This is a genomic window from Weissella thailandensis (assembly GCF_001932615.1).
Classification (GTDB): domain Bacteria; phylum Bacillota; class Bacilli; order Lactobacillales; family Lactobacillaceae; genus Weissella; species Weissella thailandensis.
Genome location: NZ_CP014332.1, coordinates 1,899,718 through 1,924,147, shown reverse-complemented (window position 1 = coordinate 1,924,147; position 24,430 = coordinate 1,899,718). Strand labels below are relative to the sequence as shown.

Below are 24,430 nucleotides of genomic sequence, written 5' to 3'. Positions count from 1 at the left end.
GAGTAATAATTAACTTATCACCTCAACGAATATATACTATACAGAATAGTTAATTACTTGTCAACACTATTTGTATTATTTTGTTTAACCATGACTGATAAAAAGTATTAGCTGTCCATTCTTGTAGCTTATGACGATTATAACCGACGCTAGGATTGTAATAAGTTATTAAGTGCTTTTTACGAGGTGGGACCGTGACATGGATATGTCCGTAGAAAACATGTTGGATGTTATCATATTGCGCTAATAATTCACCTGTTTTGGTTGAACCCAGTACGCCGTTGACCATTGCCCATCGTGAGTTATGCTCGGGATAAAAAATTTCGTCGTTAATTGGTGCAAAATGAGTAAAGAAAATGACTTGTTTGTGTTGTTGCACTGCATCATCCAACAGTTGCTTCATTTGATAGAGTCCTAAGGCCATGCGATCCGGATCGCTCATTGGTTGATCAATCACTCGGTCGTAGTAAAATCCTGACCGAAAACGGGCAATGCTTTCGTGGGCAATATCTGGTGTAAAACTATAATCATACCAACCGTTATGGCCAATAATGCGCCAGTTGGTATTGGGGATGTCGAAATATTGATTATGTAGATAGAGTGGGTCAAGTGGGGTCTCTAATTCAGCAAATGAAATATTACGTCCCATATCATGATTACCAGCGATAAATAGGACTTTTGTATCTGTTGATAAAGCATCCTGTAATTCATGGACGTACTTTAATGATTTTTCAAAATCGTTAAATAGGTCACCAGCAATTAAGTAATAATCAGGTTGTAATTGATGTAGTGTAGTTGCCTGTTGTACAAGTACTTGCGAAATATCTTGTTTGTTAACATCCAGGTGATTATCACTTGATACGATAATTTTAGTCATACAAACTCCTTGTCTACTCTATTTCATAGACTGATTATAACAAAAGTGATAAAAAAATTAGTAGAAAATGATGGTTGCGCTTGTAGATAGTTATAAATTCAAGTAAAATTTAACAAGTGACGTTTTGTCACAATGTTCAGAGTAGAAGAACACTTTATTTGAATGAGGAGTTTTTATCATGAAAACGGAAAAGAAATTCCTGGGACAACCCTTCGGTCTTAAAACATTATTTATGACCGAAATGTGGGAACGTTTCAGTTACTATGGTATGAAAGCCATTTTGCTTTACTATATGTGGCACTTAATTAGTACTGGTGATTTAGATATTACCAAGGCTACTGCTGCATCAATCATGGCAATATATGCCTCGATGGTTTATCTATCTGGGGTTGTTGGTGGGTTTATTGCCGATCGTGTTCTAGGACAGCGACGTACCGTGTTCTGGGGTGGTGTGCTCATTATGTTTGGACACATTGCGTTGGCACTACCATTCGGAGCAACAGCAATGTTTGTCTCAATGGTTTTGATCGTTCTTGGAACGGGGTTGCTAAAGCCAAATGTTTCATCAATGGTTGGATCACTATATGATGATGAAGATGATAATAGTTCACGAGATTCAGGATTCTCAATTTTTGTGTTTGGAATTAACTTAGGTTCATTTATTTCGCCATTATTGGTTGGTTGGACACAAGAAAATGTTGGTTTCCATGCCGGATTCTCATTGGCTGCTATTGGTATGTTCTTTGGTTTGGTACAGTATCACTTTGGTGGTAAGCATTTACATGAAGATTCAAAGTATGCGCCAGATCCTCTACAAGAAGAAGAAGTTAAGCCATTAATTGTTAAAATCATCTTAGGAATTATTTTCTTTGCATTGATTGTTGTATTGATGAACTTGATGGGTTGGAATAGTCTACAAAATTACGTTAATTTGTTGACGATTGTTGCGATTATTTTGCCGATTTCATACTTTGTGTTAATGACGACATCGGTTAAAGTGACTAAGGAAGAACGTTCACGAGTTTTCTCGTATATTCCACTATTCTTAGCTGCTGTATTGTTCTGGGCAATTGAGGAACAAGGATCAATTGTTTTGGCAACCTTTGCTGCTGAACGTGTTGACACGTCATGGTTCCCAGCTGCCTGGTTCCAGTCATTGAACCCATTATTTATTATGCTATATACGCCATTCTTTGCTTGGTTATGGGTAAAGTGGCAGAAGAATCAACCTTCTTCACCAATGAAGTTTGCAATTGGGCTAATGTTCACTGGAGCTTCATTCTTGTTGATGGCCTTGCCAGGTACTTTGTTTGGTACTTCAGGTCATGTGTCACCACTTTGGTTAGTTGGTTCATGGGCCCTAGTTATTGTTGGTGAGATGTTGATTTCACCAGTTGGTCTATCAGTCACAACAAAGTTAGCACCAAAGGCATTTATGTCGCAAATGATGTCAATGTGGTTCTTGGCCTCATCTGCTGGGTCAGCCTTAAATGCCCAACTAGTAAAATTGTATTCATCAGATAATGAAGTTGCTTACTTTACATGGTTTGGACTAGCTTCAGTTGCCCTAGGAATCCTATTAGTATTCTTAGTACCACGTATCAAGCGATTGATGGCTGGTGTGCAATAGGTAATTATATGAAAGAGTTTGTATGTGATGACATACAAACTCTTTTTTTATGGGTTACTAAATTGATTTAAAAAATCTCTTGCAATTTATTTTTTTAATTGGTATGATATAAGAGTTGTCGGGGCAGAGATGCCTGATACGAACATGGGGGTTTAGCGAAGTCTGGTTAAACGCGGTGGACTGTAAATCCATTCCTTCGGGTTCATAGGTTCGAATCCTATAGCCCCCATTATATTATTGGGATATGGCCAAGTGGTAAGGCATCGGTTTTTGGTACCGTGTATTCGCTGGTTCGAATCCAGCTATCCCAGCTAAAAAGAGTCAATGAGCGATTACGCTTGTTGGCTTTTTATTTTATGTAATAATTATTGACAGTAAAAATAAAAAGCACTAAAATAGTTAAGTCGCAAACATTGGGATATGGCCAAGCGGTAAGGCATCGGTTTTTGGTACCGTGTATTCGCTGGTTCGAATCCAGCTATCCCAGTAATTATTCGTGAAAGCATCTGTCCAGTTGAACAGGTGCTTTTTTCTTTTAAAAAAGTGACCGATGGTGATAATGATAAGGTGCAATGTTTGGTGAAAACGAATAAAATAAGCCCTAAGATATGGTAAACTTAATAGAAGTTAATTAATGAAAGGTGACGTATGTTTACTAATTACGATTTAAAAAAACAAGCGAAAAGTTATGTACGCGGTGATAATTTTGGCACAGCGATAAAGTTGTCAATTATTTTAATTATTTATCAAATTGGTACAGCAATTCGATCAAATAGAGAAGCAATATCGGGCGCTATCGATCAGACAGCTAATAATTCGGATAATGCTGCTATACAGTATTCTTCGGAATTAGCGGGAAATGCTCTACCAATATTTACGGAGATTTTTACGACAAGTTTATTGTCTGAAGTCATTTTAGGTGTCTTTACGTTAGGAGTGACTTGGACATTTGTTCAGTGGCATCGACAGAAAGAAGCACCTGAAAGACCAGTCCGTGCTAGTTTCAAATTTTGGAGTAAGCGAACAATCGTTGATATCGTTGTCTTGCTGGGATTACGGTTTATCTTCACAATTTTGTGGACATTTGTCTTCATAATTCCCGGAATTATGAAAACCTATTCTTATTCACAAGCACCTTTGTTGTACGCTGAAGATGTGCGTGCTGGTCGTGAAATTTCATCACTGACGGCTTACCTAAAAAAATCAGAAAAGATGATGCGTGGTTATCGGATGAAGCTATTTTGGTTACAAGTTAGTTTTATCTTATGGTGGATTTTTGTGGCCATCACGTATGGTATTGCAGCAATTTTTGTTGTCCCATACTACCAGGCAACATTAGCACAGTTTTATTTAGCCGTTCGCAAAGGTGAGTCAGGACGACGCCCAACCATGCGATTTGATGAGAATGATGAACTGTAACTGACAAGCAGTAAAATGACAAATCAAGAATTACAGCAACTGATTGAACAAATTTCACTTGAACAATTTGGTCAACCTTTTCAACATAAAACAAGGTTTAATAAACGTTTACGTACAACGGGTGGTAGATACTTGTTAGCGACTCATGATATTGAAATCAATCCTTTAATGTTTTCTCAGTTCGACTTAAATAATCTTACTGGCATCATTAAACATGAACTGGTTCATTATCATTTACATACACGTCATTTACCGCACATGCATCGCGATAAAGAATTTAAACAGTTATTAAAGCAAGTTGACGGATTGAGATATGCGCCAAGAATTTCGAAGATGCAAAATCAGAAAAAGTATTGGCTTTACGTCTGCGAAAAAGGCCATAAAATATATCGGCAACGGCGCATCAATACGGCACGTTTTGTTTGTGGTGACTGCAAAACAGCGCTAAAATTGGTAAGGTACGATTATTTAAATAATAATCAGAATTAATCCATCTAAGTTATTAGTTTATTAGAGTAGAATATTTATTTAGGAAGAGATGACATGAACCAAAATGTAACAAATAAGCCACGTTATATTACTGGATTTGATGGACTTAGAGCAATTGCAGTTATTGGCGTAATTGTATTTCATTTATGGCCAAAGGCTTTACCCGGTGGTTGGATGGGAGTGCCACTGTTCTTTGTTTTATCAGGTTATTTAATTACAGATCTTTTAATTCAGGAATATGATCGTAATGGTCATATTGATGTGCTGAGCTTTTATCGGCGGCGTCTGAAGCGGCTATACCCGGCCCTTTTGATGATGCTATTTGCAACAGCCACGTATATTGCTTTTTTTGCTCGTGATTTGCTGTATAATTTGCGGTCAATTTTAACTAGCAATATGTTGTATGTGTATAATATTTGGGCAACCAAACACGGTGACTCTTATTTTGATTCATGGGGTGGGTCGTCACCGTTTACCCATTTGTGGTCATTGTCTATTGAAGGACAATTTTATTTAATTTGGCCCATTATTGTGATGATTCTGCTAGGATTACGTATTCGTAGAATTTCGATTGGTGCTGCGTTGATTGGATTGGCTGGCGTGTCTGCCATTTTGCTAGGTGTGTTGTACGATCCAATGAATATCAACCGGGCTTATTATGGTTCAGATACACGTATATTTGCGGTGCTATTTGGAGCAGCCCTTGCCTTTGGTTGGCCATCTAGACGTATGAAATATATTCTGTCACCACGTGTGAAACGGAATTTGAATACCCTTGGTGGGATTGCTTTGGCATTGACCCTTATCACATTTTTTGGATTAAATGGAGAATGGCGTGCAACCTATATGGGATTGATGTTTGTCGCAACGGCGATCATTACTAGTTTGATTGCGATTACTGCGCACCCAGCATCATTTTTGAGTCATGCATTAGATAATAAGTTTTTGAATTACTTAGGAACGCGTTCGTATAGTATTTATCTATACCAACTACCAGTCTTTGTATTCTTTGATAAAGTCGTTACCAATCACAGTACATTTTTGATGGGTATCTTGAAAATCATGATTGTGTTGATTTTGTCGGAATTGAGCTATCGTTATGTTGAGAATGTTTTCCGGAGGGTTAAGAAACCGGCCTTAGGTACTGGTTCTTCATGGTATCAAACATTTTTTAGTTCACATTCAGTACAAGCGATGTTGGTAGTTGCCGTGATGCTGATGGCTGGGACAGGGTATGCGGTTTCAGCTAATGAGTCCGCCCATGCAAAACCAAAGAATAATCTAGAAAAACGCTTGGATAGTAATAAAGACCGCATTAATGAGGCTAATAAGAAAGCCGTTTCTCAAGCTAAAAAGGCACAGAAAGAATCAAGTAGTGCAAAATCATCTAGCCAAAAGGTTGATCCTAAGTCGTTATCACAACAAGATCGCGATTTGATGGACAAATATGGTTTGAATGCGGAGCAGTTTACAACAATCCGTGATAATCGAGTGACGGCAGTTGGTGATTCAGTTATGGTCGATGTCGCTCCTGATTTACAAGAGTTGATGCCCAATACCGTTGCGAATGCAACAGTTGGACGACAACCTTATTCAGTACCAGAGATTTTACAATCATATGATGGCCAAGGACTATTATCACAAAATGTTGTGATTTCAATTGGTACCAATGGTGCGATTGGTGAAAATGACTTTAAAAAGATTATGGATATTATTGGTCATGATCGCCAGGTTTATTGGATCAATGGCTATGCTGATCGTGACTGGGTATCACAAAATAATAACTTCTTAACGGAGCAAACTAAGACACACAAAAACTTACATATTGTTGATTGGGCAGCACTTGTTAAGGACCATTCTAACTGGTTGGGTGACGATCACGTTCATCCAAACCAGACGGGTTCTGTACAATATACTAGTTTGATTGCCAAAGCGATGGCCGAGCAGGGCCAGAAAAAGTAAGAGAAATTTTTGTTGTTTTCTAATCCGCGTATTTACCGATACTATTCGGTGGGTACGCGGATTTTTTTATTTCATAGAAAGTTGCACTAACTTTTTGTACGTGTTATTATTAACTGGTTAATTAACCAGTTAAGGAGATGTAAACGATGACAACACAATCATACGCCGGACAAATCGACCAATTTTTAAATCATCTAAAATTACTTTCTGAAAACCAACGAGAAGTATTAATTGGCGAAAATGAAACTAATATTACTACCACACAAGGTCATTTACTGATGTTGTTAGCTCAGAATGGGCCGCAAACTAATTCAGAGTTGTCACGTGCCCTGCATGTGTCTGGTGCAGCCGTCACCAAGGCAATGAAAAGTCTGTATATTCGTGATGAACCTATGGTTAATGTCATCCCCGATCCAGAAGATGGTCGAGTTAGTCGTTGGTCATTGACAACATTAGGTGGCTCACTAGCGACTGCTCATACACAACGACATCGTGAGACGATTGATGAATATAAAAAGATATTGACCAAATTTTCTGATGACGAACAAGCGGTTATTAGTCGCTTTTTGACCCAACTATCTGCATGCTTAACAGGAGAGAAGATTGAGTAATAAACAAACAAAATTCATTTGGGTGCCAGCTATTCTAGTGGTTATCTTACTGGGGATGATTTTCTACAGTGCTTGGCAACGACAGGAAACTAAGGTTAGTACAAGTAAAAATAAGATTACTGTTGTGGCTAGTTTAGATAGTTATGGTGAGATGGCCGAGGCTGTCCTAGGTAAGCAAGGAACGGTAACAAGCATCATTAATAAACAGAATATGGATCCACATGAGTATGAACCCACTGCCAATGTTGCGAAACAATACCAGAAAGCTGATGTCATTGTTTCTAATGGTGGTGGTTTTGATAATTGGAGTTTAAATTTCGCAAAACAAAATAAAGCTGCTAAAACAATTAATTTGGCTCATCTTTATAACTATAAGGACGGTACCAGTGGTGGTAATGAACATTTTTGGTATAAAACTGATCTCACGACCCGCCTAACGAATCAGCTCGCCGTAAAATACAGCCAATTAATGCCAGCAAAAAAGACTTATTTCGAGAAGAATGCGAAGAATTACCAGAAAAAGGCTGAAAAGTTAGTCGATTTGCAAAATCAAGTAAAAACGCGATTGGACGGTAAAAAGTTGTTAGCAACTGAACCAGTCTTTGATAATACTTTGTTGGCTTTAGGTGCAGATATGCAGGATCAACAATTTGCTCGTGCTGTTGAAGAAGGTGATGACCCAACGCCGAGTGATGTCCGTGAGTGGCAAGAATTGATTAAGCAAGGTCAGATTGCTGCTGTCATTGATAATCCGCAAGCAACGGGCAAATTGGCTAAGCAAGGTGTTGATTATGCTAAGGCTCATGATGTACCCATTGTACAAGCACGTGAAACAAAACCTGCACAAACGTCTTATATTGCATGGCAGCTGAAACAATTAAACGCATTAAACGAGGCACTACAAGAATGAAGATTTTAGATGGAAAAGATATTGGGATTAAATTTGATGATAGATGGCTCTATCAAAAAGTGAATTTCCAGTTAAATCAAGCACATAATCTGGCTTTGATTGGCGATAATGGTGTTGGTAAGACAACTATGATTCGTGCCATGCTGGGTAAAATTCCCTTAACAACAGGTGAATTTAAATGGTATGACGATGGGCAACATAAAATAGCTTATGTGCCACAGTATCGGCCTGATATGCAAGCTTTTCCGCTACGTATTCGGGATTTTGTTGGTCTTACTTTTGATCAGGGATTGCGACCATGGCTATCGAAAGAAGAGAAAAATCGGTTACAACATATTTTGGCAATCACTAATTTGACAAGTATTGCTGATCAACGAATTGATCGGGCATCGGGTGGTGAACGACAGCGAGCTTATTTGGCGCAAGCTTTGGTTCAGAAACCTAATGTGTTGATATTGGATGAAGCAACAGCCAATTTGGATAATGTTGCCAAATATGGCTTGATGGATGTTGTTGCTGCATATCAAGAAAATTATCAGCTAACGACTATTATGGTTAGTCATGATATTGATATTATGCAACGGTATGCAGATGAATATTTGTTACTAACAAAACACGGTAGTGAGTACGGTAATATTGATCAATTAGATGTGGCTAAGTTACGTGAAGGAGGCGAAAATTTTGTTTAGTTTTCCTTTTATGCAGCACGCTTTTGTTGCGGGTACATTGATTGCGATTATGAGTGGTCTGATTGGACCATTTATTGTTGCTCGTCGCATGTCATTTCTCGCACATACACTAAGTGAAATTGGTTTTGCAGGGGCATCTTTCGCCTTGTTCATGAGTTGGTCACCATTGGTAGGAATGTTGCTATTTTCAGTCGTAGCGTCAATGAGTGTTGGTGAGCTTGGGATGAAGGAGCAGCGTTCTGAATCGTTGATTTCCGCAGTTAGTGCGGTGGCAATTGGGTTAGGAATTGCTTTCTTGTCTCTATCTAATAAAAATGCGACTGCCGCAACCGGTATTCTGTTTGGTTCGATTTTTAGTATTAATCAAACAGATGTTTGGGAAGTGGTTGTGTTAGCCACATTGGTTATCCTAATTACATTAATGATGTTCCGACCTTTGCGTCATTTTGCATTTGACTATACAACAGCTAGTTTTAGTTTAAAGAATATCCAATTGATTGAAGTTTTATTTCTTGGATTGATGGCGACAACCGTTGCCGTTTCAGCACAGATTGTTGGTTCGTTATTAATTTTTATCTTGATGATTTTACCAGCTAGTTCTGCCATGCGGTGGGGGCGGACAGTTTGGCAGATTATCGGGTTAGCAATTATGTTCTCTGTTCTTGGTGTGTGGCTGGCATTGGTGCTATCATATTGGCTTGATTTGCCAGTCTCATTCTTTATTGCCATTATCGAAGCAGGCGTTTACTTTATTAGTTTGATTAAAAGAAGATAGAGCGTGACAAAAGACGTCCTGGTTATTTTATGCATAAACGCGTTCTAAAAGACTGAAGCCTTAATGTAACAACGATTGCGAAATTCTGTCTCTTCGCTGCGCTACGAGCCAAAATAACGCAATCATCGTTACAACCGGCTTCAAAACGTCTTTTCTCACGCTCTCGAGTGATTTAACTTGCTTATAAATAAGCCATTTGATAGAGTTGTTAGTGGTATGCTTGCATTTCGCAAGTGGTAATTAATGAGTAAAAAATAAAACACTATTTTGTAGGAGAAGATAAAAATATGCTAACCGTTTCGAATGTTTCTGTATCATTCACTGGGAAAAAATTATACGACGATGTTAACTTAAAATTTACCCCTGGTAATACATACGGTATTATTGGTGCCAATGGTGCCGGGAAGTCAACCTTTTTGAAGGTATTGGAAGGTAAACTACAACCAACTACTGGAAATGTCTCAATGGGTCCAAATGAACGTATGTCATCATTAGTACAAGACCACTTTGCGTTTGATGAATTTACAGTTTTGGATACTGTTTTGAAGGGTCATAAAGAACTATATGATGTAAAAACTGAAATGGATGGCATTTACATGCATGATCCTTTCACAGACGAAGATGGTATTCGTGTTGGTGAACTATCTGCTCGTTTTGAAGAACTTGATGGCTGGACAGCTGAGACTGAAGCAGTTCAACTTTTGCAGAGTATTGGTATTCCTGAGAGTAAGCATCAAGCATTGATGTCAGACTTGCCCGAAGTAAGCAAGGTTAAGGTATTGTTAGCACAAGCTTTGTTTGGCAACCCTGATATTTTGATTTTGGATGAGCCAACTAATGGTTTGGATACGAAGACGATTGCCTGGTTAGAAGATTTCTTGGCTGATTATCAAAATACAGTGCTAGTTGTTTCCCACGACCGTCACTTCTTAAATGCAGTGGCAACAATGATTCTTGATGTTGATTTTGGTAAAATCAAGCTCTTTGTCGGTAACTATGATTTCTGGAAGCAATCATCAGAACTTGCACAACGTTTGCAATCACAAGCTAATGCTAAGAAAGAAGAGCAAATTAAAGAACTACAAGACTTTATTGCGCGTTTCTCAGCTAATGCATCAAAGTCAAAGCAAGCGACATCGCGTAAAAAGCAATTAGATAAGATTACGCTGGATGATATCCAACCTTCATCACGTAAGTATCCATATATCAATTTTGAAACGTTACGTGAAATTGGTAATGATATGTTACGTGTTGAAGGCGTTTCAAAGAGTGTCGATGGTGTCAAAATTTTGGATAACATTTCATTTACAGTTAGTCCAAATGAAAAAGCGTTGATTATGTCTGATAACGATGTTGCGGCAACGATGATTTTGGACATTATTGCGGGTAAGGTAAAGCCTGATTCTGGTAGTGTCACTTGGGGTGTTACAACAACTCAAGATTATTTGGCAAAGGATATGGGAACTAACTTCCCTAATCCAGAACGCCCAATTCTAGATTACTTGCGTGACTTTGCTTCAAAGGAAGAAAGCGATAATACCTTCCTTCGTGGTTTGTTAGGTCGGATGTTATTCAAGGGTGAAGATGCTGATAAAACATTGGATGTCTTATCAGGAGGAGAAAAAGTTCGCGTAATGCTTTCAAAGCTAATGCTAACGAAGGCTAATGTGCTAATTCTTGATGATCCTACTAACCATTTAGACTTGGAATCAATTACGTCATTGAATGATGGCTTAATTAACTTTAAGGGTGGTTTGATTTTCACGTCGCATGACCACACATTTGCACAAACAATTGCTGATCATGTGATTGTCGTTTCTGATCAAGGAGTGGTTGATCGTGCCGAAACGACTTATGATGAATTCATGGATCACCCTGAAGTGCAAAAACAATTAGCTGCAAAGAATGTCATCTTATAAAATGCAATAGCTGACAATGTCGGTAAAATAGCAACAAATTTTAGTGGTATTGTACAAGCCCACAAATATAGCCGGTTATCTGGCTGTATTTGTGGTTTTTTTGTTGCTTTAAAAAAACTTAATATTTAATTAATTGACCGGATGAAAACGCAATATGACGGCATCTTGTGAAGTTTATCATTAAATATTTGTACGTAAATTTGTATGTTTTGCACAAAACTCTTTTAATTTGTCCGCACAACATGTATAATAATGTTGTTGATGAAAACGGTTACAAATTTTCATGGGGTTTATTTGAATTTAAATCATTGCAGGTATTTATTTTTGAACTTCATTTTGGGGAACTCGTAGTCGTTTTCAATTTAAAATTTTTTAAGTTTAGGATCATATCAGAGGATATGATTTTGGAGGGATTAGTTCATGTCTGAGAAGAAAATTTCAAGTAAATTTATTTACTTCTTCGGAGCCTTTGGAGGTATCCTATTCGGATACGATATTGGTGTTATGACCGGTGCGTTGCCATTCTTGCAAAGTGATTGGAATCTATCTGGTGGTGGAGTTACCGGTTGGATCACATCATCATTGATGCTAGGAGCTGTGTTTGGTGGTGCGATTGCTGGTCAATTGTCCGATCGTTTAGGTCGTCGTAAGATGGTTTTGTATTCAGCCGCATTGTTTATGATTGGTGCATTGCTAGCCGGTGTTTCACCTCATAATGGGGTTGCCTACTTGATTTTCACCCGTGTTCTTTTGGGTGTTGCTGTTGGTGCTGCTTCTGCTTTGGTGCCAGCATACTTGTCTGAAATGTCACCAGCTGAGAAGCGTGGTAGTTTGTCAGGAATCAACCAATTGATGATTGTTTCTGGAATGTTGATTTCATACGTTGTTGATTTCTTGCTAAAGGGATTGCCTGAGCATATTGCATGGCGTTTGATGCTTGCTATGGCTGCTGTTCCTGCCTTGGTTTTGTTCCTAGGTGTGTTACGTTTGCCAGAGTCACCTCGTTTCTTGATCAAGGCTGGTCGTAAGGACGAAGCTCGTAAAGTGTTGAGCTGGATTCGTAAGCCTGAAGAAATTGAAGCTGAAATTCAAGGTATTACTGAAACTGCTAAGATTGAGCAAAAAGCTGAGAAGTCAACGTCATGGGCTTCATTGTTAGATGGTCGTTACCGTTACCTAGTTATTGCTGGTGTGATGGTTGCCTTCTTCCAACAATTCATGGGTGCTAACGCAATCTTCTATTACATCCCATTGATTGTTGAAAAGGCTACAGGTCAAGCTGCCTCTGATGCATTGCTATGGCCTATTGTTCAAGGTATTATCTTGGTTGTAGGAGCTTTGTTCTACATGGCAATTGCTGAAAAGTTTAACCGTCGTGGCTTGTTGATTCTTGGTGGAAGTGTGATGGGTCTTTCATTCATCCTACCAGCGATTATTAACTCATTTATGGATACAAATCCTATGATGATCGTTGTCTTCTTGTGCATCTTCGTTGCATTCTATGCCTTTACATGGGCCCCATTAACTTGGGTTCTAGTTGGTGAGGTCTTCCCACTAGCTATTCGTGGACGTGCTTCAGGATTGGCATCATCAATGAACTGGGTTGGATCATTCGCTGTTGCGTTGGTCTTCCCAATCATGACTGCTTCAATGTCACAAGAAGTTGTGTTTGCCATCTTCGGTGTTATTTGCTTGGTTGCTGTTGCATTCATTATGTTCCGCGTACCAGAAACACGTGGTCGTTCACTTGAAGAAATCGAAAAGATTGGTGCTGACAAGGCAGCTAAGTAATGATATTACTTGGTTGATTGTTCATTAAATAAAATTAAGAAACCGAGACATGAAAATGTCTCGTTTTTTTTGTCCTATTATTTTTAGTTGCTAGCAAACTTATCGATAGACAAAAGAATAAAAGCTATTCTATACTTGTTTCTAATACATATATAATTAGTTAAGGAGCGGTAAGCATGCAAGATCTAACAAGTGGTAAGCCGGCAAAGGTTATTCTAATGTTTGCCATTCCTCTAATGCTCACGAATATGGTACAGCAACTGTACAATATTTCCGATACATTGATTGTTGGGCAAACTTTAGGCGTTAACTCGTTGGCTGCAGTTGGGGCAACTGGAAGTATTCAATTTTTAGTTATGGGTTTCGTGCAAGGTTTTAGTTCGGGAATGGCTATTATCACGGCGCAACGTTATGGTGCGCACAATGTTCGTGGTATCCGTGAATCATTTGCTGCTAGTATCGTCGCGGCATTGATTACATCGATTGTCCTAACAATTACTAGCCTGGTTTTTATTGATAATTTGTTGGATGCTATGCAAATGCCGGCAGCGATTTATGGAGAAGCTAAGTTATTCATTGGGATTATCTTAGCTGGAACCATTATGACGATGGGTTATAATGTGGTTTCCAATGCGCTGCGAGCGGTTGGTAATAGTAAAGCACCGTTGTATTATTTAATTATTGGAATGATCGTTAATGTATCATTAGAGTTGGTACTGATTATTAAATTCCATTGGGGAGTTGAAGGAGCAGCCACAGCAACCGTATTTGCACAATTTGTAACGGTTGTGATTTCGTACTTACATATTACACGGTATACGGATACGTTACGGTTAAGTTGGTCGGATTTTAAACTCAAAAAAGGCGATCTGCGAAAACATCTGTTGGCTGGATTACCAATGGGCTTTCAACAATCAATTATTGCCATTGGAGCTGTTACACTAGCAACAGCTGTGAATACTTTGGGAACCGATGCGGTAGCTGCGAATACAGCTGCTTCAAAAGTTGACCAAATTAGTACGCAATTAATGATGGCAGTCGGTGTTGCTATGGCCACTTATACAGCGCAAAATTTCGGTGCTGGTAAATATGATCGTATTTTAGAAGGTGTGAAGAGTTCCTTGAAGATGTTGATCAGTATGAGTTTTGTATTAGGAGCCATTGAGGTTATCTTTGGTCGTGTATTGGTTAGTTTATTTGTTGGTGCTGGTGAACATCACGTGATGGACTTAGCGCAAGAGTATTTCTGGGCAAATGGACCGTTCTACTTTATCTTAAGTACCTTGTTCGTATTACGTTATACATTACAAGGGCTTGGCGATGTACGAACGCCAACGTATGCCGGTATGGGTGAAATGGTGATGCGTACAGTCACAGCCTTCGCATTGGTTGGCTGGTTAGGTTACTTTGGAGCTAGTTTAGCTAATCCACTAGCTTGGTTAGGTTCGCTATTGTTCTTGATCCCGGCATGGTTACGGATGGTCAAGCGATTGCGTAAACTCCATAATCCAGAGGAAATAAGTATGCTAGAATAATGAAAAATAGGTTGGAACAAAATCATTGTTCCAACCTATTTTTTACTAAAAATGGATTAATTATCAACCTGTAAATTTTATAGCGTAAACGCGTTCCAAAAGTCTGAAGCCTCAATGTAACAACGATTGCGCAATTCCGTCTCTGCGCTACGCTACGAGCCAAAATAACGCAACCATTGTTACACACCGGCTTCAAAACGACTTTTGTCTCGCTCTTCCTTACTATTCTCGTGTTTCATCTGCAGCTAATGGCGTAGCAGTCGAGTTACGAACAATCATATCGGGTTCATAAATCACATCATGACCAGGTTGCCCATCAATGAGATCGAGTAGAATTTGGGCAGCATCACGTCCCATTTTACGTTTGGGATGACGATTAGTTGTTAAACTAGGTGTCATGTACGTTGAGAGGCTGTAATCATCAAACCCAACAATGGCAATGTCTTCTGGGATTCGGAAGCCAAGTGACTTTACTAAATCACTGGCTTGAATAGCTAATGAGTCATTATATAGCGCTAAGGCAGTTGGGCGATGGGGTGATTCTAAGTAGCTTTCAATCTTATTTAAGATGAGGGTGTTATTTTCTTCATCATCAGATTGATACATGATGATATTACTGTCTAAGGCGTAATCCGGTTGTGTTTGGAAAGCTTTGTAAAAGCCCTGCATACGGTGGGCGCCTTGGATGTCATCAACCTTGAAGACACCTAGAATCCTTTTGTGTCCCTGAGCGATTAAGTGACGGACCAATTGCGCTTCGGAGTCAACATCATTAACGCCGAGGTAATTGAAGTCCAAACTTTCATATTTTGAGTTAATAAAGACTGTTGGTATATTTAGTTGCTTAATTTGATCGTACAAATCTTTATTGGGATTGGGCAGTGCCGACATTGTGGGTTCAATAATCAAGCCGCTAATGCCAGTTTCAATAATCCGTAATAGGCTGCGTCGTTCACGGTCGAACGTATTGTGTGTATTACTGATAAATAAAGCATAACCAGCGTCCGAAATTATTTGGTCAATACCACTAATAATTTCTGGGAAAATGTAGTCAGCTAAATGGGTTGTAATGACACCAATGACTTTGTTTTCAGTTTTAGCAGCGGGAACTTTTTTCCAATCATTAACGTACATACCATCCCCTTGGATACGGTATAAGTAATTTTCTTGTTCCAATCCTGCTGTGGCACGCCTGACTGTGTAACGGCTCACATTATATTGCTCAGTTAAGTTTGCTTCAGTGGGTAATTTTTCACCAATCGCAAATTTTCCAGAAATAATGTCGTTGCGGAGCCCTTTCTTCACGATGTCATATTTCGTATCCATATTTCGATAGCTCCATTTCCAAAACATATAATACATTTATTATACAAAAAATTCACATAGTTAAAAAGCTATTTATTAATTGTTAGTAATGGCAAGATAGTTGTTTTGAATTATTTTTAGCGATGAGGATGACGCTAATGTTAACGTTAACGATCAATCAGTATTTCAATGTCGTGATTTGTTGAGCAAATTGGCAAAAAAATTTTTTGCCAGAAATAGCGGTATCATCGCGTTTGTTGATGATGTATGGAATTGTACATACAAATTTTTGCTTTAACACTTGATTTGTCCGCACAAATGATTTACTATAATACTTGTAAACGGTTACAAAAACTTTGATTCTCATTTGAGGGGAATAGATTAATGAATAAAGAACAAATTCAAGAACAAATTACTACAGGGCAAGCGGCCCTTGGTGTTGAGTTTGGTTCTACCCGTATTAAGGCCGTGCTAGTTGCAACTGATTCATCAGTTATTGCAGTTGGTAGCCACAATTGGGAGAACAAACTTGAAAATGGTGTCTGGACATATTCTTTGGAAGATGTCTGGTCAGGTCTACAAAGTGCGTATAAGAATTTAACAGATGTCGTTGCTGACGAATATGATGTTAAAGTAACCAAGCTTTCATCATTTGGAATTGCAGCTATGATGCACGGTTACTTGGTCTTTGATAAGAATGATAAGTCATTGGTACCATTCCGTACATGGCGTAACGCAATTACGGGTGAGTCTGCAGCAGCATTAACAAAGTTGTTTGATTTCAATATTCCACAACGTTGGAGTATTGCTCACTTGTATCAAGCAATCTTGAACCAAGAAACACACGTTAAGGAAATCAATTACTTAACTACTTTGGCTGGTTATGTTCACTGGCGTTTGACTGGTGAAAAGGTTATCGGTATTGGGGATGCTTCAGGAGTCTTCCCAATCGATGAAGAGACTCATGATTATAACCAAGCAATGATGGATAAGTTCAATGCATTTAAGTCAGTGCAACAATACTTGTGGCAGTTACGAGATATCTTGCCAACAATTAAGTTAGCTGGTGAGGAAGCCGGTCGTTTGACTGAAGAAGGTGCAAAGTTACTTGACCCATCTGGTTCTTTGGAGAGTGGCGCAGTTGCTGCAGCTCCTGAAGGGGATGCTGGTACTGGAATGGTATCAACAAACTCAGTTAAGAAGCGTACCGCAAACGTATCTGCTGGTACTTCAGCATTTGCCATGGTTGTCTTAGAAAAAGAATTATCACAAGTTAATGAGAACATCGATATGGTAACAACACCTGATGGTTCACCAGTTGCCATGGTTCACATTAATAACAGTACATCTGAGATTAATTCATGGGCGCGTGTCTTCACTGAATTTGCCGCTGCAATCGGTGCAACGGTTACCGGTGGTGAAATCTTCAGCGCATTGTTCAACAGTGTTTTGAAGTCAGATCCAGATGCTGGTGGTTTGCTAAGTTATGGTTATCATTCTGGTGAGAACATTACTGGTATGGATGAAGGTCGTCCACTATTTGTTCGTAAACCAAATGCTAAGTTTACATTAGCTAACTTGATGCGTATGCATTTGTATAGTGCCTTTGGTGCAATGAAGATTGGTTTGGATGTATTGGCAAAAGAAAAGGTTGCCATGGATTCAGTTGTTGCCCAAGGTGGTATCTTTACAACACCAGTTGTTGCCCAAAAGATTTTAGCTGGGGTTATGGATGCACCCGTAACATTAATGAAGAACGCCGGTGAAGGTGGTCCTTGGGGAATGGCTGTTTTGTCACAATTCGTTGTGAGCCACAAGGACGGTCAATCACTTGCTGATTACCTAGAAGATGAAGTATTCCAGTCTCAAGAGAGTACGACAATCGAACCAGACCCAGAAGATGTTGCTGGATTTGGTAAGTTTATGGAAGAGTACAAAGCTGGTCTATCAATTGAACAAACAGCAATTGATCAGATGCCAGTTGAGACATCTAAGGAGGATTAATTAATAATGTTAGAAGACGTTAAGCAACGTGTTTATGACGCTAACATGGCCTTGCCAAAGCATGGCTTGATTAAATTTACTTGGGGAAACGTTTCTGAAATCGATCGTGAAAGTGGCTTGTTCGTCATTAAACCTTCCGGGGTTCCATATGATGAATTAAAGCCAGAAGATATGGTTGTTGTTGATCTTGATGGCAAGATCGTTGAGGGTGACCTTAACCCATCAAGTGATACAGAAACGCACCGTATTTTGTACAAGGAATTCCCAGAAATGGGTGGAATCGTGCATACGCATTCACCATGGGCAGTGTCATTTGCCCAAGCTGGGATTGACCTACCAGCTGCAGGTACGACACATGCAGATACATTCTACGGTGATGTGCCTGTAGCTCGCCAGATGACCGATGAGGAAATCAATGGTGAGTACGAGCTTGAAACAGGTAATGTAATTATCGAAACGTTCAAGGAGCGTGGTATTGATCCAATGGCTGTGCCAGCTGTATTGGCACAGGATCATGGACCATTCACGTGGGGAGAATCTGCTGATAAGGCAGTATATAACGCAGTTGTGTTGGAAGAGTCAGCTAAGATGGCTTACCACACGATTATGTTAAACCCACACAGCATCCATGTTTCACAAACGTTGTTGGATAAGCATTATTTGCGTAAGCACGGTGCTAATGCATATTATGGTCAAAAGTCTAAGGACTAGTCGTTGTTGTTATATTATATATTTCAGGGGGAAATAGAACATGTTTAACACAGAGAATTACAAGTTTTGGTTTATCACAGGATCACAATTCCTTTATGGTCCAGAAGTATTAGATAAGGTTGAAGCTGACGCTAAGGATATTGTTGACAAGTTGAATGAATCAGGAAACTTGCCATACCCAGTAGAATTTAAGTTGGTTGCAACAACTTCAGAAAATATTGCTGATGTTATGAAGGAAGCTAACTATGATGATTCTGTTGCCGGAGTCATTACTTGGATGCACACATTCTCTCCAGCAAAGAACTGGATCCGTGGTACTCAATTACTACAAAAGCCTTTGCTACACTTTGCAACACAATACCTAGAAGAATTGCCATATGATGACATCGACTTCGACTACATGAATGCTAACCAATCAGCTCACGGTGACCGTGAGTACGCATTTATCAATGCTCGTTTGCAATTAAACAACAAGATTGTTTATGGTCACTGGGCTGATAAGGATGTTCAAGACAAGATTGGTAAGTGGATGGACGTTGCTGTTGCATACAACGAATCATTCAAGATCAAGGTTGCTGCATTTGCTGATAAGATGCGTAACGTTGCCGTTACTGATGGTGACAAGATCGAAGCACAAATCAAGTTTGGTTGGCGTGTAGATTACTGGGCAATGGGTGACTTGGTTGAAGCAGTTAACGCTGTTAGTGACGAAGACATCGATGCTAAGTATGAAGAACTACAAAAGGAATATGACTTCGTTGTTGGTGACAACACACCAGAGAAGTTTGAGCACAGTGTAAAGTATCAAATCCGTGAGTACTTCGGTTTGAAGCACTTCATGGACGAGCATGGTTACACAGCCTTCACTGATAACTTTGAGGACTTGTACGGTCTAGAACAATTACCAGGTTTGGCATCACAACTATTGATGGCTGAAGGATATGGATTCGCTGGTGAAGGTGACTGGAAGACAGCTGCTTTGGATCGTTTGATGAAGATCATTTCACACAACAAGCACACAGTCTTCATGGAAGATTACACACTTGATTTGCGTAAGGGTCACGAAGCTATCCTTGGATCACACATGCTTGAAGTTGATCCAACAATCGCCTCAGACAAGCCACGTGTTGAAGTTCACCCATTGGACATTGGTGACAAGGCTGATCCTGCACGTTTGGTATTTACTGGTATGGAAGGTGATGCAGTTGATGCAACCCTTGCAGACTACGGTGATGAGTTCAAGTTGATGTCATATGACGTTACTGGAAACAAGCCTGAAGCTGAGATGCCACACCTACCAGTTGCTAAGCAATTGTGGACACCAAAGCAAGGTTTGCGTGACGGATCAGTTGGTTGGTTGACTCTTGGTGGTGGACACCACACTGTTCTATCATTTGATGTTGATTCAGAACAATTGTCAGACTTGTCAAAGATGTTCGGCTTGACATACGTTGATATCAAAGACTAATTATTCATTAATCTAAAATTTCTAACCTAATAATAAAATCAAAAAATAAAACCTAAAATCTCATATAAAAGTTAACAATATAAAATAAAATCTCTCATGTGAATTGTCAGTAATGATATGGTCTAAGACATATTATTGCTGACTTTTTACGTTATCTGTTATGATGTAGTATTGAGGAAACTGAGATTAGCAAATGATAGAATTCAATCAAAAGGGGCAAAATTCATAAGATGGATATTACAACACAGCTTCAATTAGCAGATGGTTATCAAATGCCACAACAAGGTTTGGGATTATACAAAGTAACGGACCAAGATAACTTGACTGAGGTTATTAAAACAGCATGGAAATCGGGATACCGTTTATTTGATACGGCACAAATGTATAAAAATGAGGCCGAAGTTGGTCAAAGCTTGCGTGCATTGGGAATGCCTCGTGAGGATTATTTCGTGACGACTAAAGTAGCCGAGGCGAACCAGGGATATGATAAAACTTTGGCATCTGTTGAACAGTCTTTGAAGGACTTGCAGATGGATTATGTTGATCTATTAATGGTTCACTGGCCACTACATGAACAATTCTTTGATACATGGCGTGCTTTTGAGCGCTTACAGGCAGAGGGTATCGTCAAATCTTTGGGAACGTCAAATTTTGGGATGATTCATTTACAATATTTGGCTACGCAAGCTAATGAGATGCCAGTAGTGAACCAAATTGAAAACCATCCCCATCTTGTTCAACCCGAATTGCGCGACTTTTTGCAAGAAAATAATATTGTGACGCAAGCTTGGGCACCTTTGGGACGTGGATCGGTCTTAGCTGAACCAACCATTGTTTCGATTGCTGAGAAATATGGCAAATCACCAGCACAGGTTGTCCTGAGATGGCATTTGGCACATGGTACTAGTATTATTCCAAAGTCTGTTCACCCACAACGTGTGATTGAAAATGCTGATATTTATGATTTTTCACTGACGGTGGAAGAGATTGCGGCGATTGATGCATTGGATACTTATACACGAATTAGCCAAGAACCTGAGCAAGTCTATGAACGTGGACGTCAGTATCCACATCACTAAACAATATTTGAAATCATGAAGAGATTGGGACAGTTTCAGTTGTCCCAATCTTTTTTGTGTACACCCGAGTTCAAAGCGTTGTGGTTCACACTCTCTCATAAACGTGCTCACTAAAGCTGAATTCTCAATGTAAGGCAATTTAGAATAATCCTGTTCTTCGCGTTGCTACGAACAAAATTATCCTAAACAGCCTTACACCTGAATTCAAACCGCTTTCGCTCACACTCTCTAAAAAAAGTGTTACATATTCCTTCCTCCGTTTCGTTAGTATAGATGTCAGCATTTGGCTGATAATCGAATGGCCGTTCGAAAAAACGAAAGAATTGAGGATGAAAGTTATGGTAGAAAAGAAGCAATTGCCCAACAATATGTTGAAGGTCAAAATTATTGGTAAGACAAATGAAGACGTTGTTACAAGCCGTCAATTTTATGTGAAGCAGGGGACAACTATTACTGAACTAAACCAGTTAGCTCAGTTAATGTTACAACTAGGTGCTGAAATTGCCATTGATAAGATAACGACAGTGGACACAAAAGCGCATTTATTTAATCCAAATACCATTACTAACTAAGGGAGAATTGAATATGAACCAAGTACTGGAACTATCATTTTTGGCACCGGGACAACAGGCTACGGATACGACCAAAAAATTATCAGTGATCAAGATTAAGCACCCAGCAATGACACTAGACCGTGAATCGGTTTATCAAGCCATGGTGAAACTAGCATCATTTCATTTTTTATTAAATACTAAAGGGGAACCGATGACTTTGGGTGAGCCATATATGGCTACGTTAGTTGCAAGTAATAAAAAAATCATCTTTGATAATTCTCAAAAAATGATGTAAAAATTATAATTTATACAAGTAACGCTGGATATACGCATAATTATATGCATATATTCGGATTTTTTGTATATATAAAAGTTTTTTAAGCGAATTATTAGTTTTTTATTGCATAAATTATCATTAACTGTTAATATTTATTCATCAACAAGAACGGGGAGTAGATTTATGGCAATTCTAGAGATTAAAGATTTACATAAAGCGTACGGTAAAAATACGGTTTTAAAATCAATTAACGCTGAAGTTGAAGAGGGGGATGTGATTGCAATTCTTGGCCCTTCTGGAACGGGTAAGTCAACGTTGTTACGTGAATTAAATATGTTAGAGCATCCCACTTCTGGGGCAGTTATTTTTGACGATCAGGATGTCACTAAAGCTAATGAATCAGGGTTGGATAAGATTCGTCAAGACTTGGGGATGGTTTTCCAAAGTTTTAATCTATTTCCAAATATGACCGTTTTGGATAATGTAAAAATTGCTTTAACTAAGGTTAAGGGAGTTGCTGATGATGAAGCGACAGCGACAGCCAAAAAGTTTTTAGATAAGGTTGGCGTGGCAGATAAAGTTGACGTGTATCCAGCATCTCTATCTGGTGGTCAACAACAACGTGTGGCGATTGCTCGTGCTTTGGCCATGAATCCAAAGATTATGTTGTTTGATGAACCAACGTCAGCCTTAGATCCAGAGATGGTTGGGGAAGTTTTGAAGACCATGCGTGAGCTGGCCCAAGAAGGTATGACCATGCTAGTTGTGACCCACGAAATGGGATTTGCTCGTGAAGTGGCTTCAAAAATTTGGTTTATGAGTGATGGTGAAATGACAGCGTATACCGATCCAGCAGGCTTTTTTGAAAATCCTAATTCAGAACGTGCGCAGAATTTCTTAGCAAAGATGTTGTAAAAGAGGGAATGGATTTATGAAAAAGTGGATGAAAAAAGTAGCCATATTATTAATGGCGATTGGTATGTTTATCAGCAGTGGTGCTGGTGTGTTTAGTGTAAAAAATGTTAGTGCTGCTGAAACTGATCCAACGTTATCACGAGTTAAAAAGTCGGGTAAATTAGTTATTGGAACGGCTGCCGAATACGCACCTTATGAATTTCACGCGACGGTCAATGGCAAGGATAAAATTCTTGGTTTTGATATGGACGTTGCTAGAACGCTTGCTAAGCATTTAGGCGTTAAACTAGAAGTGCAGGATATGAGTTTCGACTCTTTGCTAGGTGCAGTTAAGACAGGAAAGATTGATATGGCGATTGCGGGGATGACTTATACGCCAGAACGTGCAAAAGAAGTTAATTTTTCAACGCCTTATTATAATGATAAAAATGTTGTTCTAACACTAAAAGAAAACAAAAATAAATGGGCAACGCTTGACCAAATCCGTGGGGCAAAATTAGGAGCACAAGTGTCGTCAAGTCAATCAAAGTTAGCTAGTAGCTTAACAGATAAGAAAACTGTTCAAGTTAAAAAGATTACTGACTTGGTCATGCAGTTAAGTCAAAAGAAAGTTGACGCGGTTGTACTTGCCCAAACCAGTGCCAAAAGTTATTTGACACAAAGTGACCAATTCGCCATTACAAAAGCTAAGTTACCAATTACAACAGGAAATGCAGTTTCTACGGTGATGAACAAGAATTCACCAGTATTTAAGGAAAAAGTTGATCAAATCCTGAAGGATCACGTTATTGGGGCGCCATTACAGAAGTGGCAAGATAAGGCGTTTAAGGAAGCTGTCCAAAAAGATTCATTTATTAAAAAATACATGCCTTACTTCATTAAGGGTACCGAATATTCAGTCGGATTAGCAGTAATTGGGGTCTTCTTTGGAATTATTTTAGGTGTCTTGTTTGCACTGATGAAGATGTCAACAATTAAACCATTGAAGTGGTTGGCAGTTGCTTATATTGAAGCTGTTCGTGGTGTACCACTATTGATCCAAGTATTTTTGGTTTACTTTGGTACACAAGTCATCGGGCTCGATGTTTCGAGCTTCTTAGCAGGTGCCATTGCCATGTTCTTGAATTCAGCAGCTTATGTGGCAGAAATTATTCGTTCGGGAATTCAGGCAGTGCCAGCCGGTCAGACTGAGGCAGCACGTTCGCTTGGCTTCACTAAAAATCAAACGATGCGGTATATGATTTTGCCACAGGCAATTAAAAATATTTTGCCAGCCTTAGGAAATGAATTTGTGACTGTTATTAAGGAAGGTTCAGTTGTCTCGGTTATTGGAGTTGGTGAGTTGACTTTCCAAACATCAGTTGTTCAAGGGGCATCCTTTAAACCATTCTTACCATTGATTGTCACAGCCGTTATTTACTTCATTTTGACATTCGGAATTACGCGTTTGTTGAACTTGTTTGAGAAGAAGTTGCATAAATCTGATAAATCATTTGGATAACAGACCTAT

General features: G+C 39.1%; 21 protein-coding genes and 3 tRNA genes. 22 read left to right on the top strand and 2 right to left on the bottom strand.

Annotated features, from left to right (window positions below):
* Positions 1 to 49 precede the first annotated feature (49 nt).
* Positions 50 to 877: a metallophosphoesterase gene (locus FOL01_RS09590; protein WP_075270414.1), complete on the bottom strand. Its 828-nt coding sequence runs from the start codon at positions 875 to 877 to the stop codon at positions 50 to 52.
* 178 nt (positions 878 to 1,055) lie between these two features.
* Here FOL01_RS09590 and FOL01_RS09585 point away from each other — a divergent pair, with 178 nt between their 5' ends.
* The 14 genes from FOL01_RS09585 (at position 1,056) to FOL01_RS09515 (ending at position 14,607) form a co-directional block, all read left to right on the top strand.
* Positions 1,056 to 2,507, top strand: a complete 1,452-nt coding sequence (locus FOL01_RS09585) for a peptide MFS transporter (protein ID WP_075270413.1) — start codon at positions 1,056 to 1,058, stop codon at positions 2,505 to 2,507.
* 146 nt (positions 2,508 to 2,653) lie between these two features.
* Positions 2,654 to 2,736: transfer RNA gene (locus FOL01_RS09580), tRNA-Tyr, on the top strand.
* Between the two features lie 9 nt (positions 2,737 to 2,745).
* A tRNA-Gln gene (locus FOL01_RS09575) sits at positions 2,746 to 2,818 on the top strand.
* A gap of 103 nt (positions 2,819 to 2,921) precedes the next feature.
* A tRNA-Gln gene (locus FOL01_RS09570) sits at positions 2,922 to 2,994 on the top strand.
* Between the two features lie 161 nt (positions 2,995 to 3,155).
* Positions 3,156 to 3,926, top strand: coding sequence for a DUF975 family protein (locus FOL01_RS09565; RefSeq protein ID WP_075270412.1), 771 nt, complete (start codon positions 3,156 to 3,158; stop codon positions 3,924 to 3,926).
* A 15-nt stretch (positions 3,927 to 3,941) separates the two neighbouring features.
* On the top strand, positions 3,942 to 4,415 hold the full coding sequence (locus FOL01_RS09560; protein ID WP_075270411.1) for a SprT family protein: 474 nt from the start codon (positions 3,942 to 3,944) through the stop codon (positions 4,413 to 4,415).
* 54 nt (positions 4,416 to 4,469) lie between these two features.
* Positions 4,470 to 6,377, top strand: coding sequence for an acyltransferase family protein (locus tag FOL01_RS09555; protein ID WP_075270410.1), 1,908 nt, complete (start codon positions 4,470 to 4,472; stop codon positions 6,375 to 6,377).
* Positions 6,378 to 6,523: 146 nt separating this feature from the next.
* Complete coding sequence (locus tag FOL01_RS09550; RefSeq protein ID WP_075270409.1) at positions 6,524 to 6,988, top strand: MarR family winged helix-turn-helix transcriptional regulator; 465 nt, start codon at positions 6,524 to 6,526, stop codon at positions 6,986 to 6,988.
* On the top strand, positions 6,981 to 7,898 hold the full coding sequence (locus tag FOL01_RS09545) for a metal ABC transporter solute-binding protein, Zn/Mn family (RefSeq protein WP_075270408.1): 918 nt from the start codon (positions 6,981 to 6,983) through the stop codon (positions 7,896 to 7,898). The genes FOL01_RS09550 and FOL01_RS09545 overlap by 8 nt, the downstream gene beginning before the upstream one ends.
* Complete coding sequence (locus FOL01_RS09540; protein WP_075270407.1) at positions 7,895 to 8,587, top strand: metal ABC transporter ATP-binding protein; 693 nt, start codon at positions 7,895 to 7,897, stop codon at positions 8,585 to 8,587. Before FOL01_RS09545 ends, FOL01_RS09540 begins: the two co-directional genes overlap by 4 nt.
* Positions 8,580 to 9,362 (top strand): metal ABC transporter permease, encoded by a 783-nt coding sequence (locus FOL01_RS09535; protein ID WP_075270406.1) that lies wholly within the window; start codon positions 8,580 to 8,582, stop codon positions 9,360 to 9,362. The genes FOL01_RS09540 and FOL01_RS09535 overlap by 8 nt, the downstream gene beginning before the upstream one ends.
* Positions 9,363 to 9,649: 287 nt before the next feature.
* Entirely contained in the window at positions 9,650 to 11,281 is a 1,632-nt protein-coding gene (locus FOL01_RS09530; protein ID WP_075270405.1) for an ABC-F family ATP-binding cassette domain-containing protein, read from the top strand.
* Positions 11,282 to 11,701: 420 nt separating this feature from the next.
* A complete protein-coding gene (locus tag FOL01_RS09520; protein WP_075270403.1) occupies positions 11,702 to 13,072 on the top strand; it encodes a sugar porter family MFS transporter in 1,371 nt (456 codons plus the stop codon).
* 176 nt (positions 13,073 to 13,248) lie between these two features.
* Positions 13,249 to 14,607: an MATE family efflux transporter gene (locus FOL01_RS09515; RefSeq protein WP_075270402.1), complete on the top strand. Its 1,359-nt coding sequence runs from the start codon at positions 13,249 to 13,251 to the stop codon at positions 14,605 to 14,607.
* Positions 14,608 to 14,829: 222 nt separating this feature from the next.
* On the opposite strand, the gene FOL01_RS09510 is transcribed toward FOL01_RS09515, so the two are convergent.
* Positions 14,830 to 15,933 carry a GntR family transcriptional regulator gene (locus tag FOL01_RS09510; RefSeq protein ID WP_075270401.1) on the bottom strand — a complete coding sequence of 368 codons (1,104 nt, stop codon included), beginning with the start codon at positions 15,931 to 15,933 and terminating at the stop codon, positions 14,830 to 14,832.
* Positions 15,934 to 16,296: 363 nt separating this feature from the next.
* Here FOL01_RS09510 and FOL01_RS09505 point away from each other — a divergent pair, with 363 nt between their 5' ends.
* The 8 genes from FOL01_RS09505 to FOL01_RS09470 all read left to right on the top strand — a co-directional run bounded on the left by FOL01_RS09505 (position 16,297) and on the right by FOL01_RS09470 (position 24,421).
* Complete coding sequence (locus FOL01_RS09505; RefSeq protein WP_075270400.1) at positions 16,297 to 17,916, top strand: xylulokinase; 1,620 nt, start codon at positions 16,297 to 16,299, stop codon at positions 17,914 to 17,916.
* A gap of 6 nt (positions 17,917 to 17,922) precedes the next feature.
* Entirely contained in the window at positions 17,923 to 18,627 is a 705-nt protein-coding gene (locus FOL01_RS09500) for an L-ribulose-5-phosphate 4-epimerase (protein ID WP_075270399.1), read from the top strand.
* Between the two features lie 40 nt (positions 18,628 to 18,667).
* On the top strand, positions 18,668 to 20,095 hold the full coding sequence (araA, locus tag FOL01_RS09495) for an L-arabinose isomerase (protein WP_075270398.1): 1,428 nt from the start codon (positions 18,668 to 18,670) through the stop codon (positions 20,093 to 20,095).
* A gap of 230 nt (positions 20,096 to 20,325) precedes the next feature.
* Positions 20,326 to 21,174, top strand: coding sequence for an aldo/keto reductase (locus FOL01_RS09490; RefSeq protein ID WP_083603483.1), 849 nt, complete (start codon positions 20,326 to 20,328; stop codon positions 21,172 to 21,174).
* 338 nt (positions 21,175 to 21,512) lie between these two features.
* Positions 21,513 to 21,746, top strand: coding sequence for a hypothetical protein (locus tag FOL01_RS09485; RefSeq protein ID WP_075270396.1), 234 nt, complete (start codon positions 21,513 to 21,515; stop codon positions 21,744 to 21,746).
* Between the two features lie 13 nt (positions 21,747 to 21,759).
* On the top strand, positions 21,760 to 22,023 hold the full coding sequence (locus FOL01_RS09480) for a hypothetical protein (protein WP_075270395.1): 264 nt from the start codon (positions 21,760 to 21,762) through the stop codon (positions 22,021 to 22,023).
* Positions 22,024 to 22,188: 165 nt separating this feature from the next.
* Entirely contained in the window at positions 22,189 to 22,920 is a 732-nt protein-coding gene (locus FOL01_RS09475) for an amino acid ABC transporter ATP-binding protein (protein WP_075270394.1), read from the top strand.
* A 16-nt stretch (positions 22,921 to 22,936) separates the two neighbouring features.
* Positions 22,937 to 24,421, top strand: a complete 1,485-nt coding sequence (locus FOL01_RS09470; protein WP_075270393.1) for an ABC transporter substrate-binding protein/permease — start codon at positions 22,937 to 22,939, stop codon at positions 24,419 to 24,421.
* The last annotated feature ends 9 nt before the right edge of the window (positions 24,422 to 24,430 follow it).

What these genes read in the sequence shown, in the direction of transcription:
- FOL01_RS09590 (WP_075270414.1), bottom strand. Translation starts at nt 877, where the DNA reads ATGACTAAAATTATCGTATCAAGTGATAATCACCTGGATGTTAACAAA.
- FOL01_RS09585 (WP_075270413.1), top strand. Translation starts at nt 1,056, where the DNA reads ATGAAAACGGAAAAGAAATTCCTGGGACAACCCTTCGGTCTTAAAACA.
- FOL01_RS09565 (WP_075270412.1), top strand. Translation starts at nt 3,156, where the DNA reads ATGTTTACTAATTACGATTTAAAAAAACAAGCGAAAAGTTATGTACGC.
- FOL01_RS09560 (WP_075270411.1), top strand. Translation starts at nt 3,942, where the DNA reads ATGACAAATCAAGAATTACAGCAACTGATTGAACAAATTTCACTTGAA.
- FOL01_RS09555 (WP_075270410.1), top strand. Translation starts at nt 4,470, where the DNA reads ATGAACCAAAATGTAACAAATAAGCCACGTTATATTACTGGATTTGAT.
- FOL01_RS09550 (WP_075270409.1), top strand. Translation starts at nt 6,524, where the DNA reads ATGACAACACAATCATACGCCGGACAAATCGACCAATTTTTAAATCAT.
- FOL01_RS09540 (WP_075270407.1), top strand. Translation starts at nt 7,895, where the DNA reads ATGAAGATTTTAGATGGAAAAGATATTGGGATTAAATTTGATGATAGA.
- FOL01_RS09530 (WP_075270405.1), top strand. Translation starts at nt 9,650, where the DNA reads ATGCTAACCGTTTCGAATGTTTCTGTATCATTCACTGGGAAAAAATTA.
- FOL01_RS09520 (WP_075270403.1), top strand. Translation starts at nt 11,702, where the DNA reads ATGTCTGAGAAGAAAATTTCAAGTAAATTTATTTACTTCTTCGGAGCC.
- FOL01_RS09515 (WP_075270402.1), top strand. Translation starts at nt 13,249, where the DNA reads ATGCAAGATCTAACAAGTGGTAAGCCGGCAAAGGTTATTCTAATGTTT.
- FOL01_RS09510 (WP_075270401.1), bottom strand. Translation starts at nt 15,933, where the DNA reads ATGGATACGAAATATGACATCGTGAAGAAAGGGCTCCGCAACGACATT.
- FOL01_RS09505 (WP_075270400.1), top strand. Translation starts at nt 16,297, where the DNA reads ATGAATAAAGAACAAATTCAAGAACAAATTACTACAGGGCAAGCGGCC.
- FOL01_RS09500 (WP_075270399.1), top strand. Translation starts at nt 17,923, where the DNA reads ATGTTAGAAGACGTTAAGCAACGTGTTTATGACGCTAACATGGCCTTG.
- araA (WP_075270398.1), top strand. Translation starts at nt 18,668, where the DNA reads ATGTTTAACACAGAGAATTACAAGTTTTGGTTTATCACAGGATCACAA.
- FOL01_RS09490 (WP_083603483.1), top strand. Translation starts at nt 20,326, where the DNA reads ATGGATATTACAACACAGCTTCAATTAGCAGATGGTTATCAAATGCCA.
- FOL01_RS09485 (WP_075270396.1), top strand. Translation starts at nt 21,513, where the DNA reads ATGGTAGAAAAGAAGCAATTGCCCAACAATATGTTGAAGGTCAAAATT.
- FOL01_RS09480 (WP_075270395.1), top strand. Translation starts at nt 21,760, where the DNA reads ATGAACCAAGTACTGGAACTATCATTTTTGGCACCGGGACAACAGGCT.
- FOL01_RS09475 (WP_075270394.1), top strand. Translation starts at nt 22,189, where the DNA reads ATGGCAATTCTAGAGATTAAAGATTTACATAAAGCGTACGGTAAAAAT.
- FOL01_RS09470 (WP_075270393.1), top strand. Translation starts at nt 22,937, where the DNA reads ATGAAAAAGTGGATGAAAAAAGTAGCCATATTATTAATGGCGATTGGT.